This is a genomic window from Pseudoalteromonas sp. Z9A5 (assembly GCF_011378875.1).
GTDB lineage: Bacteria > Pseudomonadota > Gammaproteobacteria > Enterobacterales > Alteromonadaceae > Pseudoalteromonas.
This window is the reverse complement of the sequence record NZ_WTLC01000044.1, coordinates 1-16,936: the sequence shown is the minus strand read 5'-3', so window position 1 is coordinate 16,936 and position 16,936 is coordinate 1. Positions and strand designations below refer to the sequence as shown.

Below are 16,936 nucleotides of genomic sequence, written 5' to 3'. Positions count from 1 at the left end.
GTAATGAGGAACAAGTAATGAGTATTGAAAAAATCTTAGCATCGGCACCTGTAGTGCCAGTGGTTGTAATCGAAAAATTAGAAGATGCAGCACCACTTGCAAGAGCGTTATACAACGGAGGCCTAAAAGCCTTAGAAATAACACTACGTACACCTATTGCAGCAGAAGCTGTAAAGCTAATGAAAGCAGAAGTACCAGAAGCTTATGTAGGTACAGGTACTGTTGTTGATAAAGCAAGCTTTGATCTTTCAGTAGCCGCTGGTGCAGATTTTATGGTTAGTCCAGGTGTAAGCGATGAGCTTATTGCTTTAGCTAAAACATCAGATATACCATTTTTACCTGGCGCTGCAACTGCAAGTGAAGTTATGCAACTTGCATCGCATGGTTTTAAGTATTTAAAATTCTTCCCAGCAGAAGCTGCGGGCGGAACAGCAATGCTTAAGTCAATCGGTGGTCCATTACCGCATATTACTTTTTGTCCAACTGGTGGCATAAGCCTAGCAACTGCACCTAACTATTTAGCGCTTAAAAACGTTATATGTGTTGGTGGTACGTGGATGCTAGATAAACAACTAATTGAAAATAAAGACTGGCAAGCCATTGAAGCGCTTGCTCGCCAAGCAAGTGAACTTAAATAGGAGTCTAAAATGATTAATGTAGCAATTAACGGTTACGGCCGTATCGGTAGAAATGTATTACGTGCACTTTATGAGTCAGCTCAAAACAGCGAAATTAAAATTGTAGCAATTAACGATTTAGCACCAGCTAACGTTAACGCACATTTAACGCAATATGACTCGGTTCATGGTCAATTTTCTAAAAAAGTAACACTTGAAAATAACACCATGTTAATTGATGAAGACGTAATTACGTTAACGCAAGAACGTGATCCTGCAAATTTACCGTGGAAAGCACTAAACGTAGATATCGTTTTAGAATGTACTGGTTTTTTCACTAAACGTGATGACGCTGCTAAGCACATTGCAGCGGGCGCGAAAAAAGTAATCGTTTCTGCTCCAGGTAAAGATATGGATGCAACAGTGGTTCATGGTGTAAACAGCGATGTAATTAATGCTGATAGCCAAATCATCTCAAATGCATCATGTACTACTAACTGTTTAGCACCACTTGCAAAAGCAATTAACGACACAGTAGGTATTGAACAAGGTAGTATGACTACGATTCACTCTTACACAAACGATCAAAACTTATCTGACGTGTACCACCCTGATCTATACCGTGCTCGTAGTGCAACACAATCTATGATCCCAACTAAAACAGGTGCTGCGGCAGCTGTTGGTTTAGTATTACCAGAACTTGCTGGTAAATTAGATGGTATGTCGGTACGTGTACCTACTATCAACGTATCTTTAGTTGATTTTACGTTTATCACTAAGCGCGACACTACTGCTGAAGAAATCAATGCAATCATGAAAGAAGCGTCAACGGGTTCAATGAAAGAGATTTTAGAATACAACGAGCTTCCGCTTGTTTCTATCGACTTTAATCATAACCCAGCGTCTTCTATCTTTGATGCAACACAAACTAAAGCCAATGGTAAACTAGTTAAAGTAATGGCTTGGTACGATAACGAATGGGGTTTCTCAAACCGCATGTTAGACCAAGTTAAAGCATTAGGTGCGTTTTTATAATATAGCCCTAATGATGTAAAGTTTTAGCTTTATCCAACCAAGCCACGCATTGCGTGGCTTTTTTGTGTTTGGTTTATCTGTATATTTGCAACTCAAAATGTGGAAGGAACTATTTGTATTTTTTATACCCTAAATTTTGTTAATATAAAGGCGTGTAAACCAATGGAAATTTCGTTGTACTTAATCAACTCAACGAAGCAAGGAATAACAACAATGATCAAAGCTTTATCACGAAAGATATTTCGTACTAATCACTTACAAATTGGCGAAGGTAACATAAGTGGCTACATAGCCTGCTTTTTAGCAATATTGAGTTGCTTAGGCGTATTAGCGTTTCACTTCCCAGAATATTTAACAACGCCAGAACTACGCAAAAGCTACGATGTTAGTTTTTTGCGTCAGCTTATGTTTGCAGCATTGCTAATATCTGGCAGTTTAGGATTACTTAACTTTGTACGTAATACTAATAAGCGTTTAGGTGCTACAGCATGGTGTTTTATTACATTAGCTATTATGTTTGGCGGCCCTAACGTTGAGGTTAACGAGTTTGCAACGAATACACCCTATATAGGGCTTGATTGGTTTATTTTAGATTTACTCGGTTCAACACTTATATTTATTGTGATTGAAAAGCTATTACCGCATCGAAAAGAGCAAAAAATATTGCGTAGTGAGTGGAGAGGTGATTTAAACCACTTTTTTGTAAATCATTTAATTATTGGTTTTGTATTACTTGTTACTAACCATTTTGTACATTATGGTTTTGGTTGGGCTGTATCATCAACAATTCAAGGCGTTATTGAAAAAATTCCATTTGTTGCGCAGCTATTTTTAATAATACTCGTGGCTGATTTAATGCAGTACTGGGTGCATCGCGCCTATCACGAAATTCCTTTGTTATGGCGCTTTCATGGCGTACATCACAGCGCTAAAGAAATGGATTGGTTAGCGGGTTCTCGTCAGCATATTCTTGAAATACTAATAACACGCAGCTTAGTGCTAACACCGATATTTGTACTTGGATTTTCACAGCAAATAATTAGTTTGTACGTAATTATTGTGGGTTTACAGGCAGTGTTTAACCATGCAAACGTAAGAGTTAAATTTGGTTGGCTTAAGTATTTTATGGTTACACCGCAGTTTCATCATTGGCATCATGCGTCAGATAAAGCTGCAATTGACCGCAACTACGCTGCGCATTTCTCGTTTTTAGATTATGCGTTTGGTACTGCTGTTAAAGGTCAAAAGGAGTGGCCAGAAGCATATGGCGTAGTTGGGGATTACATGCCGGTAGGTATGCTTAAGCAACAGGTTTATCCGTTTAAGCGTACTAAATGAGTTTGCTTAATTGAATAAACACAAATTAAAAAGCGAGCAACGTGTTACATTTTGCTCGCTTTTTTTTAATATTAAATTTATTTTAGCTCTGCTAATAACCTAGTAAATGTAGGTCTTTGATTTAACAAAGGCTGCACAGCGCGGCTTACAATATCGGACATTTTAACAAAGAGCTCACTTTGTCTATCATCGCCCGTTACAGTGCCTAGTAAGTCTTCAATTAAACACCCTAATGCACGTACTTCAATTAACTCCATTTGCTTTTGTTGATAATCACTTAACATAGCTAAGTTTGTAGCTGCACCAAAATCACCAAATAATACATCAGCATCTTTGTTTATCATGGTGTTATGCGCATACACGTCGCCATGGCTTACTTTATGAATATGCAAATGGTGTAGGGTACTTACCATTTGCTGTGCAATTTTTAAAATAGCCTGAGTTGAGTAATGGCAATCATCATTAAAGGTGTCACGCGTACAGGTTTCAAGGCTTGGAGGTAAACCTAAGTTGCAAAAGCCTTCACCTATAAGCTCCATCACTAAACCAAGTTGCTCACTTTGCTCTATGTAGGCAAGTACCTTGATTAAGTTAGCGTGATCGCCTGCTTGTAAGCAGCAATTTACTTCATCAAGCGGGTAGCCGTCGCTGGTAATTGCGCCCTTGAATAGCTTAATCGCTACAGCGTTATCAACCAATTTTGCTAAATGAATAACGCCCGATGCACCTTGACCAATAACATGACTAAGTGTGTAATCGTTAAGAGGTTTATTTTCTAAGCTACATTTTGTAAGGCATTGGGCTTTATTAAAATTGTTACCGGCAAACGCAAGCCAAGCAAGTTTTGGTAATTCAAACAGCCAGTCGTCTACCTGCGTTAAGTTATTAGCAGAGAGCCTAACAAGCTCAAGGCTTTTACATTGCGCCATGCTACTAGGCAGTTGCTTAAGTTGATTGCCTGCAAGCGCGAGCTTTTTAAGCTGTGTAAATTGGCCAAAACTTTGAGGTAATTCAGGAATATTATTATCAGTAAGTATGAGCCATTCAATATTCTTTGGTAAACAATAATCGCCAAATTCAGCTATTTTACAGCCCTTAAATGCAACCATTATCAGAGCAGGGCATTTAGCTAAAACCGCAGGAATATGCTTAAACTGATTAAACGATAAAAATACTCGCTTCAGGCGTGTTAAACAGGCAAATTCATCAGGTAGTGTTGATAAGTTATTATTTGATAAATCGAGTACTTCAAGCGTGTCAGCTAAGCTAAAAATCTCTTCAGGGAATATTGTTAACTCTTCTACTAATTGCAGGTGAGTAGCACCAGCAAGCTTGCCACTTTTAAGCTCATTAAGGGAGTTCATATTAATACCATGTTCTAAAAATGAAAAAGCCAACATAGCTGTTGGCTTAAAGTAGTTCTAATTTAGTAAATCAGGTTTTAGAATTGCGCGTTATGGTAAACGTTTTGTACGTCGTCGCAATCTTCTAGCATGGCTAAAAAGCGTTCCATAACTTCTACATCTTCGCCTTCAATAGGCGTTTCAATTTGTGGAACGAAGCTAATTAGATCTTCATCAAATTCAGTCACGCCCATTTCTTCAAGCGCTGTACGTGTATTGTTGTACTCTGTATGAGGAGCAAAAACAGTTACTTTACCGTCATCTACTTCTACGTCAGTTACATCAACATCAGCCATCATTAATGCTTCAAGTACCGTTTCATCGTCATCACCGTCAAATACAAAAATAGCAAGGTGATCAAATAAATGAGAAACAGAGTTTTGAGCGCCAATTTTAGCGTTTGCTTTAGTAAAACAAACACGTACATCAGCAAAAGTACGTTTGTTGTTATCTGTTAAGCAGTCAACAATAATCATACAGTTACCAGGGCCGTAACCTTCGTAACGTGTTGCTGCGTAGTCTTCACCGCCGCCGCCTTTTGCTTTGTCTATTGCGCGGTCAATAACGTGTGCTGGTACTTGATCTTTTTTAGCGCGTTCAATTAAACGGCGTAATGATAAGTTACCATCTGGGTCTACACCGCCGTTTTTAGCACAAATATAAATTTCTTTTCCGTACTTAGAATAAACTTTAGTTTTAGCACCCGCAGTCTTAGCCATTGAATCTTTTTTGTTTTGGTAAGCTCTTCCCATCTGCGTTTCGCCTTAATATATGTAAATAATAGAATAAAATTATACCGCGTATTCTAAAGGTAAATGCAAGCAAGGGCTAGTAAGTATTAAAACAGATTAAAACGGTAACGTTTAAAAGCCATGTAAATGTATTTTATTAATGGGATCATCGAGGGTTCTAGGCGTTGGAATTATATCTATTATGTGTAAATTTAATTTAATAAAAAAGGCAACCTGTATAACAGGTTGCCTTACTAAGTAATAAAAAGTAAGTGTTACTTACCAAATACGTACACGCTCATCTTCAGGAAGGTATAACGCATCGCCTGGTTTTACATTAAACGCTTTGTACCATGCATCGTGGTTACGTGGCGCTTGTGCTCTAAAGCGACCTGGCGCATGTGTGCCACTACGAAGTTGGTTAAGCATGCTTTGCTCAGTACGTTTTTCTTTCCATACTTGTGCCCACGCAAGGAAGAAACGTTGATCGCCAGTAACACCGTCAATAACAGGCGCTTCTTTACCATTTAAACTGAGTTTGTAAGCGTGATAAGCCATTGATAAACCACCCACATCACCAATGTTTTCGCCAAGGCTATTTCGACCATTTACAAAGTTACCTTCGATTGGCTCGTATTTACTGTACTGGGCAGCCAGTTGATCGGCTTTTTCGTCAAATGCAGCGCGATCAGCATCAGTCCACCAGTTACGTTGCACACCGTTTTCGTCTGATTTTGAACCTTGATCGTCAAACCCATGACCCATTTCGTGACCAATTACAGCGCCAATACCGCCATAGTTTACAGCCGGATCGGCATTTGGATCGAAAAACGGCGGTTGTAATATCGCAGCCGGAAATACAATTTCATTAAACGAGCTATTGTAGTAAGCGTTTACGCGTTGTGGCGTCATGCCCCAGCGGTTACGATCTGTTTTTTGTAGCTCTTTTTCAACACTTTCTGCATGAAAATATTCACGCATGTTTTTCACATTACCAATCAAATCGTTTTTAGTAATACTTAAACCTTCATAAGACTGCCATACATCGGGGTAACCAATTTTTGGTACAAATGCAGCCAGCTTAGCGCGCGCATTTACTTTAGTTGCATCGCCCATCCATTCTAGATTATCAATACGTTCACCAAGGGCTATACGAAGGTTTTCAACCAGCTCTGACATTTGTTGTTTTGATGATTCAGGGAAGTAACGTGCTACGTATATTTTACCAATAGCAAAACCAAGCGAACTTGTGCCAGACATTTCACTTATTGCACGTTTCCAACGAGGGCGAGGTTCTTGTTGTCCGTTTAGTTCTTTGCCAAAAAAAGCAAAGTTAGTATTAAATACGTCTTCTGATAGTAAACCTGCGTTACCGCTAATAGCGTGATACGTTAGGTAGTCTTTCCATACTGCAATATCTTCTTGATTGATTAGCTCAATCATCGCTTTTATTGGCTCAGGCTGAGATACATTTAACTGAGGTACTTTATAACCTGTTTGCGCAAAGTATAAATCCCAGTTAAAGCCAGGATAAGCAGTGCTTAAATCCGCACGTTCAACTTGGTTTAAAGTTAAATCGCGATTACGGCGCTTTTCGCGAGGCCAATGACCTTGTGCAATTTTGGTTTCAAGTTCAAGAATAGCTTGAGCACGTTCAGTTGCATTTTCAGTTCCTGCAAACTTAAGCATGTCAGCAATGTGGGCAACATAAGCTGTACGGGTTTTAACAAAACGCTCAGCATCTTCAAGGTAGTAAGAACGATCTGGTAGGCCTAAACCACCAGCACCTAGCGACATTTCATATTTATTAGGGTCTAGGCGATTAAACCACATGCCGCCACCAAAAGGGGCTTTATTACCGGTTAACCAAGACTTACCAAACATTTTAGCTAAATCATCAGTCGATGATACATCACTAATTTCACTTAATAATGGCTTGATAGGCGCTATACCTAGTTTATTAAGTGTTTCGGTATCCATATACGCATTGTAAAAATCAGCGACTAGTTTTTCTTCTGCGTTTAAATCTTTACGTGCGGCTATTTCTTCAATAATAGCTTTAACATCATCTTCGCTGCGCTCTGCTAATCCTGAAAATGCACCATAACGCGTTTTATCTGCAGGCATTATATAGTTGTCATACCAAGTACCACTGGCATACATAAAAAAATCATCGCCTGGTTTAACGGCTTCGTTACGTGCTGTTAGGTCAACACCAAAACTACCTAACTCAGCTTTTTCTGCCACTACTGCTGTAGTTACTTTAGGTTTTTGCTCGTCTGTTTTTGTTGTTTGCGGCTCTGAACAGCCGGTAATAAATGTGGCAGCTAATGCAGCTGCAATTAAACTCTTTTTCATTACTTACTCCTGAGTATCACTGATTGAATTAAAGCTGCAGTGAATCATTTTTATTGTTACGAATCTTTAACTTATCGATTGTTATAGATATCAATCATACAAACAAACCTTTTGAGGTGAATCACCACAGTGCTCGATAAAACTAATTTAGAAGAAAAGAGAAAGGCTAGTAGGCGCTTTAAAACCTTTTTTTAGCTCTAATACCGGTAAGCATAAGAGCTAAAAGGTGTTACACATTATTTATTTTTTATGCTGTAGCTCCCACATACGGGCATATTCTCCGGCGAGAGTAAGTAACTCATCGTGCCTACCTTGCTCAATAATCTCACCAGCTTTGAGTACAATAATAGTGTCTGCGTCGGTAATAGTAGAAAGGCGATGAGCAATAACAATACTCGTGTGGTTACTTGCCACTTCACGCATTGCTGCGAGTATTGCTTGCTCAGAATGAGAGTCGAGTGCAGATGTAGCTTCGTCAAAAATTAAAATAGGGGACTTTTTCAAAATGGCGCGCGCAATGGCAATACGTTGTTTTTCACCGCCTGATACTTTTAAACCACGTTCGCCAACCAGTGTTTTATCGCCTTTATCAAGTGTGCTTATAAAGTCTTTTAAGTGCGCCATTGCAATGGCTTCGTCAATTTCAGTATCGCTTGCTGATGGTCTGCCGTAAGCGATATTTTCACGAATAGTGGTGTTAAACAGCACCGTATCTTGTGGGACTATTGCAATAGCTTGTCGAAGGCTCTGTAGTGTTACGTTATTTATAGCTTGGTTATCAATACTAATTTCACCAGCGTTTGTATCATAAAAACGATAAAGCAGTCGCGCTAACGAACTTTTACCAGCACCACTGGCGCCAACGATGGCTACTTTACTGCCTGCTTTAACACTAAAGCTAAGATTATTAAGAATAGGGCGATGCACATCGTAACTAAAACTTACATTTTTAAATGCAATTTCACCATGTTGAATATGTAACTCTTTAGCGGTTGATGAATCAGTAATAAGTGGTTTTTTATTAAGTAGCCCAAGCATGTTTTCAAGGTCGGTAAGGGCGCGTCTTATTTCGCGATATACAAAGCCTAAAAAATTGAGCGGTAAAAATAACTGAATCATATATGCGTTAATCATCACAAGCTCACCAATAGAAAGCTCACCGGTAACCACTTCGCTTGCACCAAGCCACATTAAAGCCGTAATAGCACAAGCAATAATAAGTGCCTGGCCTGAGTTGAGCGCAAGTAACGACATTCTATTTTTTAGACGTGCTTTTTCCCATTGTGCTAAAAAAGTGTCATAAGTCTGCGCTTCAAATTCTTCATTATTAAAATATTTTACAGTTTCATAATTCAGTAAACTGTCAATTGCACGAGTATTACTTTGATTATCGGCAGCATTTGCTTCTCTAATAAAGCGGTTACGCCACTGAGTTACCGTAACGGTAAAAGTAATATATATAGCCACAGCAAGAAGCGTCACTAGCGCAAACCAGACAGAAAACAACGTGCCAAAAATAATAGCGACAGTTAGTATTTCAAATAAGGTAGGCACAATATTAAACATTAAAAAGCGCATTAAAAAGCTTAACCCGCTAGTTCCGCGCTCTATATCACGGCTTATACCGCCAGTTTGCCTGTCTAAATGAAAGGCAAGCTCAAGCGAATGTAAATGCTTAAATACCTTTAAACCAATATCGCGCATGGCGTGTTCGGTAACGCGAGAAAATACAGCATCTCTTATTTCACCTAAAAATACGCTAGCAAAACGCAGCGCACCGTACATCAATAATAATAAAACGGGGATAACTAAAAGTGGGTTAATCGACTTATCAACCGAGTCTATAATTTCTTTAAGTGCCCAAGGCATTAACAAAGTGGCACCTTTAGCACCAATCAATGCTATTAACGCTATAAATACTCTGCCCTTAAACTTTGTAAGGTAGGGCCAAAGCGTTTTTACACTTTGGCGTAGGTTCATAGCATCTGGGTTTTTTGTGGAGGTTTGTCTGGAGCGCATTAATTATCTCAGAGTCGGTTAGTTAGATAAATCACTTACAAATATAAGCTAAGCAAGCACAATAAATTAAAACAAAGGGTAGATATTTAATCCAAAATTAAAGGCTTCGTTCTTTGAATATTAATTAACGTATGCACTTTTAGCTATGGCTGACAGAAGTTAATTTATGGGGTAAAACCTAAAAATCACAAAACCTACGAGCATTAAAATTAATAGCCGAAATAATTAGCGAGCTACTTTTTAATTAAATTCATATTCATCGTTTGGTGAGGAAGTAGTATTTATAAATAACGAGTTAAAACGTAAACTAGTTAAGTAACGCTAACATTTAAAAACCCCCTAACATGATAATAGTAAAAGGTATTGCAGCATTAAAGGGAGTTACAAAATTAATGCTTTTTAAAGTAGCAGTATAAGTTTTCTGGTAGTAGGTATCTCATATAGCGTTTTCTAAAACCAGCTTTCCATAATGATTTACTATAGGCTTGTTTAAATTTGATCGGATTAATAAACATTTTTAATGGATCTGATGTTTTAGCAAAGTAACTTTCATGGCTATTTGCACCCACATACTCAGAATGTTTGAGGTTACCAAAATTTACAGATTCGCTATAGGTAGGGCTATTTAATAACCGAGATATAGGTTTTATGGCTGTTTCAGGTGCTATATTCATTGTTTTATAATCTCTCTCAGTCGCCATAAAGTCAGTAATAAAATCCATAGCGCCTTTTTGAAATTCGTTTATCGTATCTAACTTACCGCTAGAAAAATCATTAGGTTCAAAAACAGGCTCAGCTTTATCATTCTTTTTATCAAATTTAATTACAGAGCCGTGAGGCGCCGAAAAAATAAACTCAAACATGTGTACACTTTTAGATAAAACCTGATGATTACTTTTAGGTTCCGAAAAGTTACACATATAACCAGACATCGGAAAGCCTTTTTTAGCAAACTTCATTGCAGTCTGAAATGTGCCAAGATAATAGCCATTAATATCTATTTCTTTATTTTCTAGTAGCATTAACTTATTTAACGAATTCTGAATTGTTCCTTGCCACCCAATATCAACAATAGCGACTTTTTTTGCATCCATAAACCCAATCTGATGCAAGTAAGTTAATAGGTTTTCTCTTTCGACAGCCGCAATATTGCATACATCGTTAGCTAATAAATTAAATAGTTTAGCTAATTTATTCTTATCGTTATCTGTTTCTATTGTATGTTTTTGATCAGAAAACCCAACTTCTTTTATTTGGTCAATATGTTTTTTGCATCTATATCGACTCTATCAAGGTAATTTTCAACGCTTAAATTAGGAACGAAATGACACAGTACTTTTATTGAATGCTCATCTATACCATTGTATATAGTAGGGATATTTATAGCCCTTCTCGATGCATACATGTATTTACTAGGAGGTGTACTCGTTCCTTGGTTCATAAGCGTATAAACTTTATTCATAATATAGCCGTCGCGAGCAAGAAAAAATATATGTTCTATTTCTTGGTGCATAACCTGACCAGTAAACCAGCGAGTTAAGCCAAAATATATTATTCCGCAGTAAACATAACCAAAGTCGTACCAAATATTCTCATTTTTATTATTTCTTTGGGTAAAGGTTTTATTAATGATCGTCGCAAAATAAATAGATTCTTCTATGGATAACTTCGGGGGATATAGCTGTCTTAGTCTTTTAAACGAATTATGGCTTAGCGCATATTCACTTGTTTTTTGTAATAATAAGGCTTTATGCCTTCTTTCATCGCGTTGATCACATCGGCGTAATAATAATCACCAACATGTAAAAGCTTAGATGGTTTACAAGATAGGTCATTAAGAATATGTGAGTATAACCCACCTTTAGACTTCGATTTACGAATTACAGATGATAAGTATAATTGATGGAACTTTGTGTACCCATTATCGTGAAGGATTTTTTTTATTACATACTCAGGTAAGTACATATCCGAGGTGAAAATAACTTTTTTCCCATTATCAATACAATATTGATAAAAAGAGTACATATATTCGTTTTTAACACAAAATTTTAATTATATTTCGATCTCTAGTGCTTTTAGTACATTTATTATTTTACTGTCTAAATTTTGTGTTTTTTGTATATGTGCGTATATTTCATCTAAGCCAATCGATTGAGTGCCATTTACCTGAGCTAGTATTTTAGTTGCTTCTGGTTCGGCTTTACTTCGGATACTTTTAAAGTCTATTTCTAGCTTTTTATATTCATCATTATATAAATTTTCAACAATTGTAAAAATATCAGCAGGTTCAAGGACTTTTCTGAGGATCACTGTATCAAAAATATCAAAAGAAACTATTTCGCTATTGTCTATCAGCTTTTTTAGGTCAGTGTCATTACTTAAGGTGTTTATTAGCTTTAAACTTTTATTATAAAATTTTGAGGCTATTTTATTAAATATGTTTTGTTTCATAATGACTCTTTTTGCCTAATATTTACTAGCCATAACATAATTAAGAAAAATAAAAATTTAGCTATTTGTTTACATTTCATTATACTAATTTCGTATAGTCTATGCAACTTGCACATTTATTGTGTGAACTGTTACAGGTTTTCAGTTATTTTACCAAAAAAATCATTAAATGAATGTTAAATGAATAATAAATTACCAATAATAAAATAAGCCTAGTTATAAATGATTAGTTTTTTATAATCTAGTAGGGCTATAGTCTATTTATTGTTGTTGAAATAGCCGGTTTAAACGCTGTGTATTTTATATTAAAGATTATTTAAAAATATATTTGCGTAATACACTTTGACTAAAACCGCATTAATATTTTGAAAGGTAGGGTGAATAAAAAATTAAACTAAATACATATCAGGCTATTGTATTTTAATTGACTGCCCTTATATAATAGCTACTTCTTATTTAAGATTTTAAATTAATGTTTAAATTTCGTGTTTTTTTAACTGCTTTTTTGCTTATTGCTGCACTTTTTAGTGTTCAAAGCGAAGCTGTGAGTGTTAAATACGATTTGAATCTTGATACAGTCTCACAAATTTCTCCTATCAATTTTGCTGATTTAACCAAAGCGCCATTAGTTGTAAAAAAAATGAGCGATGGACAACATAAAAAAAATCATCAAACTGATTATTGGGCGCATCAGCCTAGGTTTACTGCAAATAATTCATCATTGTTCTTATATAACGAGCAAAGCGAACCTCAGTATGATGTGATATTTGAATTTTTTGCACACACTATTACCGAGCAAATATATTTACAGTCGCAACCAGTAAATAAACCCAAGCCTTGGTATACCCTCGTTTTAAAAAGTAAAAAGTCACGGCTAAGTGGTTGGAAAGACGCCAACTTACTGTATACAGCGGTAACGACTTACCACGCTTAATTTTTCCTATTTAATTTTAATTGGTTTTTGCTTAGTTAGAGCTCAAGCCTGTAAATTAATTGTGCCTTGATTTATGTACACCTAAATAAAATACATAAACAGGCATGTTACTCACTATTTAGTGGGTAGTAAGGATTAGACATGTTAAACGTAAAAAATACCAAAAAGCCGTTAACGGCAAAATTTAAGTTAAGTTATATCGCCATGCTTGTAGTGCTGGTTTTACTTGCTATAAGCGCATTACCAAACTTATATCCAAACAAATCGTGGTTGAATATTAGTGCGGCACCGCATAGCGAAAATCAAACACTTCCAAGTACAAATAAACTTGTGTCGTTTTTAAACGATAACGGCTTAACCGTAGCGCAAGGGCTTGATGATCAATCATCAATTAATGTGTTACTTAATGAGCCAACAAAAAGTGCTCAGGCACAAGCTGATATAAAAGCACAATTTCCTACTGTGCAAGTTAAAATTGTTGAGCATGCAACAAGCCCGTTATGGTTACAAAATATTGGTCTTTCACCAATTAAGCTAGGGCTTGATTTAAATGGGGGTGTGTTATTTGTACTTGATGTAGATCTTGAAAAAGCAGTTGATGAACAATTAGTAAGTGCGTATCAGCAAGCAAAATCAATCATCATTAAACAAAAGGCACATGGTGTAAAAGCACAGCAAACCCAGCATGGCTTTGAAATAAATGCATTAGATGGCACAAGTGACAAATTAAGTGCAGTTGTAGATGAAATAAATAGCCGCTTTTCTAACTTAACCACAACCAAAAGCAGTAACGGTAATGTAAGCATTGTACAATTTAATTACTCAGAAAAAGGACGTAGCGCGTTCGATAAAGAAGTAATGGGGCAAACGCTTACAACGCTTCGTTCACGAATTGAAGAACTTGGCATTACCGAAGCCGTAACACAGCGCCAAGGTAAACAACGTATTCGTATTGAGTTACCTGGTGTGCAAGATCCTACCGAAGCAAAACGTATTATTGGTGCAACGGCATCACTTGGTTTTTACCAATTAAAAGAAATTGGCGGGCAAACTTTTAATATGCAATCGGGCGGGACTATAAAGCTCGATCCTGTGCCTATTTTTACCGGTGATCATATTAATAATGCGAACCTTGGTCGCGATGATTGGGGCAAGCCGCTTGTGCAGTTAAGCCTTGATGGGCAGGGCGGCGACGCAATGTCTACTTTTTCTAAAGCTAATATTGGTAAGCCAATGGCAACCGTTTACTCTGAGTATTCTCAAAATGCCAAAGGCGAAGTAGTTAAAAAAAGTGAAGTAATAAATGTAGCTAACATTGCTCAGCATTTAAGTTCTCGCTTTAGTATTACCAATATGAAAAGCACACAAGCGGCTGCTGATCTTGCTTTATTACTAAGAGCGGGCTCGCTTACTGCACCTGTCACTATTGTTCACGAACAAACAATTGGTCCAAGTTTAGGAAGCGAAAACATCAGTAATGGTTTAGCTGCACTTATGCTGGGATTGGGTATTACACTTGCGTTTATGGCTATGTGGTATAAACGCCTTGGTCTTATTGCAAACGTTGCACTTATATTAAATTTAACGTCACTTGTAGGGCTAATGTCTTTATTACCAGGTGTAGTTTTAACACTGCCAGGCATTGCCGGTTTAGTACTAACCATAGGCATGGCAGTAGATACAAACGTAATTATATTTGAACGTATTAAAGAAGAACGACGAAGAGGACGAGGTCCGTATCAAGCAATTCAAGAGGGCTATAAACAAGCAGCAAATACAATATTTGATGCCAATATAACCACCATGATCACCGCGCTTATTTTATATGGAATAGGCTACGGACCAGTAAAAGGCTTTGCTATTACCTTAGCACTAGGGCTATTAACCAGTGTGTTCACCGGTGTATATGTATCAAAAGTATTGAGTCAGACATTGTATTTAAAATTTGGTAAAAAAAGTGGAGTAAGTGCAAATGCTTAATTATTTTTTAAAAGGCGAAAAGGGCACTCGTTTGCGTTTTATGGGCTTAGTATTAAGCGCCACTCTTGTACTGCTATCGGTATTTACACTGACTCAAAAAGGTCTTAATTTTGGTTTAGATTTTACGGGTGGCTACTTAACAGAGTTTACTACCAGTCAAAGCGTAGAGCTTAAAAACCTAGAGCAGTTTATTGCTAAAAATCATAACGGTGATTTTGAATTAACCAGCCAAGGTAATAACCACTTTCAATTAAGAGAGGCACCTAGTGCAAATAAATCATCGGTCAATAATAGTAGCGACTGGCAAAGCGCAGTAACGCAAAACACTGATATAGACGCAACCGTATTATCATCAGCTTATATCGGCTCGCAAGTAGGGGATGAATTATTTGACCAAGGGTGTTTAGCTATGTTTGCCGCCATGATTGCGGTAATGCTTTACCTTGCAGTGCGTTTTGAATGGCGCCTAGCTGTTGGCTCAGTGGTTGCACTAGTACACGATTTAGTACTAATACTTGGCTTGTTCTCATTGTTACAACTTGAGTTTAACTTAACCGTACTTGCAAGTTTACTAGCCATTATTGGTTATTCACTCAATGACTCTATTATTGTAGGCGACAGAGTGCGTGAGTTACTGCGAGTAAAGTCTAACGCAAACGTATCACCTGCCATTATTATTAACGATGCAATAAAAAGCACGTTTACACGTACCTTAATTACATCGGGTACAACCCTTGCTACAGTTGCAAGTGTTTGGCTTTTAGCTGGTGCGCCATTACAAGGGTTTGCTATAGCCTTGTTTACAGGCATTGTAGTAGGTACGTTTTCATCTATTTGTATAGCGGCAACATTACCTGAATTAATGGGGTTAAGTGCAAAAAACTACGAAGTAAAAGTAGACGTAAAAACCCAAACATTAATGGATATGCCATAAAACGAGAATTAATGAGTAAAGAGTGGTTTTTCAACCAATAAATATACCGCTCTTTATTTTTAATTACTTGATTGGAGCTTAAAAAGCATCCAATAGCTACTCAATAACTATTCAATAACAACAGCAACCAGTCACCCAACCTCCAACAAATGTGCAGGGCTTAAAATAATGGTTTTAAGCCCTGCAAAAATGTTAAACTAATCGCCTTATTTTTACTGCCAGTATTGTATTAACCCCATGAATAAAGCCCACGTTATAGAACACCTTCGTTTTGCGTTAGAAGCGCAGCTTACAACAGCAAAAGTGGCGGCAAAAACTGCGCACGACACAGCCACACATGAAGAAAACATAGCTGAAAATAAATACGATACCTTAGGGCTCGAAGCCGCTTATTTAGCACAAGGTCAAGCCCAGCGCGTAAACGATTGCTATAAAAGCATAGAATTGTTCGAACCTGCCTTTAACGAAAAACCAACCGACAAAATAATAGTCGGGTCGCTTGTATGCTTAGAGGATGATAAAGCTGTCCAAAAATGGTTTTATTTAGGTCCAGCAGCAGGTGGATTAACAGTCAATGTTAAAGAGCACGCAATTGCCGTTGTAACACCAGGGGCACCAATGGGTAAGCAGTTATTAAACAAACAATGTGATGATGAAATTACGTTAACAATCGCAGGTAAAGTCCACGAATACGTGGTAGTAGAGATTTTATAAAGCTTTGGTTTTTAAGAGAAGCGCCTGCTACAGAACCATACTAACGTAATAATCTCCCACCTATACCCATTAATTATGTCTCGGATGGTATTAATTTATTTCTACTATTAATACGGTTTAATTAAACTTTAAATAACACTGTTCATAGAAGCAGTATTTTTAGTTTTATCTCATAACATTATTAAAAGTCGTTTTGGTGTTATAAAACATCAAAGTGGTGTTTAGTATAATGCTATATGGTAGTCGCTGGATTTTAGCTGCGGCGAATCAAAAGATAAGGGAACTATATGAGTCGTTGGATTCAACAATTTGAAAATCATGCTTTTAAACTAGGGGCTGTTGATCTTTGTAGTATATATATTAATCAGCCCACATTGGTAGCCACATCATAGTAAATGCTAAAGCGAGCATGGAATGATAAT

The 16,936-nt window shown here is 37.0% G+C and carries 13 protein-coding genes; 7 read left to right on the top strand and 6 right to left on the bottom strand.

What is annotated here, in order from left to right:
* Nucleotides 1-17: 17 nt before the first annotated feature.
* From eda to GQR56_RS18025, 3 genes are all read left to right on the top strand, one after another.
* Nucleotides 18-638, top strand: a complete 621-nt coding sequence (gene eda / locus GQR56_RS18035; protein ID WP_166114066.1) for a bifunctional 4-hydroxy-2-oxoglutarate aldolase/2-dehydro-3-deoxy-phosphogluconate aldolase — start codon at nucleotides 18-20, stop codon at nucleotides 636-638.
* Nucleotides 639-647: 9 nt separating this feature from the next.
* Entirely contained in the window at nucleotides 648-1,652 is a 1,005-nt protein-coding gene (gap, locus tag GQR56_RS18030; protein ID WP_166114063.1) for a type I glyceraldehyde-3-phosphate dehydrogenase, read from the top strand.
* A 213-nt stretch (nucleotides 1,653-1,865) separates the two neighbouring features.
* A complete protein-coding gene (locus GQR56_RS18025) occupies nucleotides 1,866-2,990 on the top strand; it encodes a sterol desaturase family protein (RefSeq protein WP_166114060.1) in 1,125 nt (374 codons plus the stop codon).
* A 77-nt stretch (nucleotides 2,991-3,067) separates the two neighbouring features.
* Here GQR56_RS18025 and GQR56_RS18020 read toward each other — a convergent pair whose 3' ends face one another.
* From GQR56_RS18020 to GQR56_RS17995, 6 genes are all read right to left on the bottom strand, one after another.
* Entirely contained in the window at nucleotides 3,068-4,354 is a 1,287-nt protein-coding gene (locus tag GQR56_RS18020; protein WP_166114093.1) for a leucine-rich repeat-containing protein kinase family protein, read from the bottom strand.
* A 77-nt stretch (nucleotides 4,355-4,431) separates the two neighbouring features.
* Nucleotides 4,432-5,145, bottom strand: a complete 714-nt coding sequence (locus tag GQR56_RS18015; protein WP_007582629.1) for a YebC/PmpR family DNA-binding transcriptional regulator — start codon at nucleotides 5,143-5,145, stop codon at nucleotides 4,432-4,434.
* A gap of 258 nt (nucleotides 5,146-5,403) precedes the next feature.
* On the bottom strand, nucleotides 5,404-7,482 hold the full coding sequence (locus GQR56_RS18010; RefSeq protein WP_166114057.1) for a M13 family metallopeptidase: 2,079 nt from the start codon (nucleotides 7,480-7,482) through the stop codon (nucleotides 5,404-5,406).
* A 240-nt stretch (nucleotides 7,483-7,722) separates the two neighbouring features.
* A complete protein-coding gene (locus GQR56_RS18005) occupies nucleotides 7,723-9,501 on the bottom strand; it encodes an ABC transporter ATP-binding protein/permease (protein ID WP_166114054.1) in 1,779 nt (592 codons plus the stop codon).
* A 389-nt stretch (nucleotides 9,502-9,890) separates the two neighbouring features.
* Nucleotides 9,891-10,595, bottom strand: a complete 705-nt coding sequence (locus GQR56_RS18000; protein WP_166114050.1) for a hypothetical protein — start codon at nucleotides 10,593-10,595, stop codon at nucleotides 9,891-9,893.
* Between the two features lie 958 nt (nucleotides 10,596-11,553).
* Nucleotides 11,554-11,952, bottom strand: a complete 399-nt coding sequence (locus GQR56_RS17995) for a hypothetical protein (RefSeq protein ID WP_166114047.1) — start codon at nucleotides 11,950-11,952, stop codon at nucleotides 11,554-11,556.
* A 472-nt stretch (nucleotides 11,953-12,424) separates the two neighbouring features.
* Between GQR56_RS17995 and GQR56_RS17990 the strand changes: the two genes are divergently transcribed.
* From GQR56_RS17990 to GQR56_RS17975, 4 genes are all read left to right on the top strand, one after another.
* Nucleotides 12,425-12,886 carry a hypothetical protein gene (locus GQR56_RS17990; RefSeq protein WP_166114045.1) on the top strand — a complete coding sequence of 154 codons (462 nt, stop codon included), beginning with the start codon at nucleotides 12,425-12,427 and terminating at the stop codon, nucleotides 12,884-12,886.
* A 141-nt stretch (nucleotides 12,887-13,027) separates the two neighbouring features.
* Nucleotides 13,028-14,866 carry a protein translocase subunit SecD gene (gene secD, locus GQR56_RS17985; protein ID WP_166114042.1) on the top strand — a complete coding sequence of 613 codons (1,839 nt, stop codon included), beginning with the start codon at nucleotides 13,028-13,030 and terminating at the stop codon, nucleotides 14,864-14,866.
* Nucleotides 14,859-15,800: a protein translocase subunit SecF gene (gene secF, locus GQR56_RS17980; RefSeq protein ID WP_166114039.1), complete on the top strand. Its 942-nt coding sequence runs from the start codon at nucleotides 14,859-14,861 to the stop codon at nucleotides 15,798-15,800. The genes secD and secF overlap by 8 nt, the downstream gene beginning before the upstream one ends.
* Before the next feature lie 237 nt (nucleotides 15,801-16,037).
* Entirely contained in the window at nucleotides 16,038-16,514 is a 477-nt protein-coding gene (locus tag GQR56_RS17975) for a GreA/GreB family elongation factor (protein WP_166114036.1), read from the top strand.
* Nucleotides 16,515-16,936 lie beyond the last annotated feature (422 nt).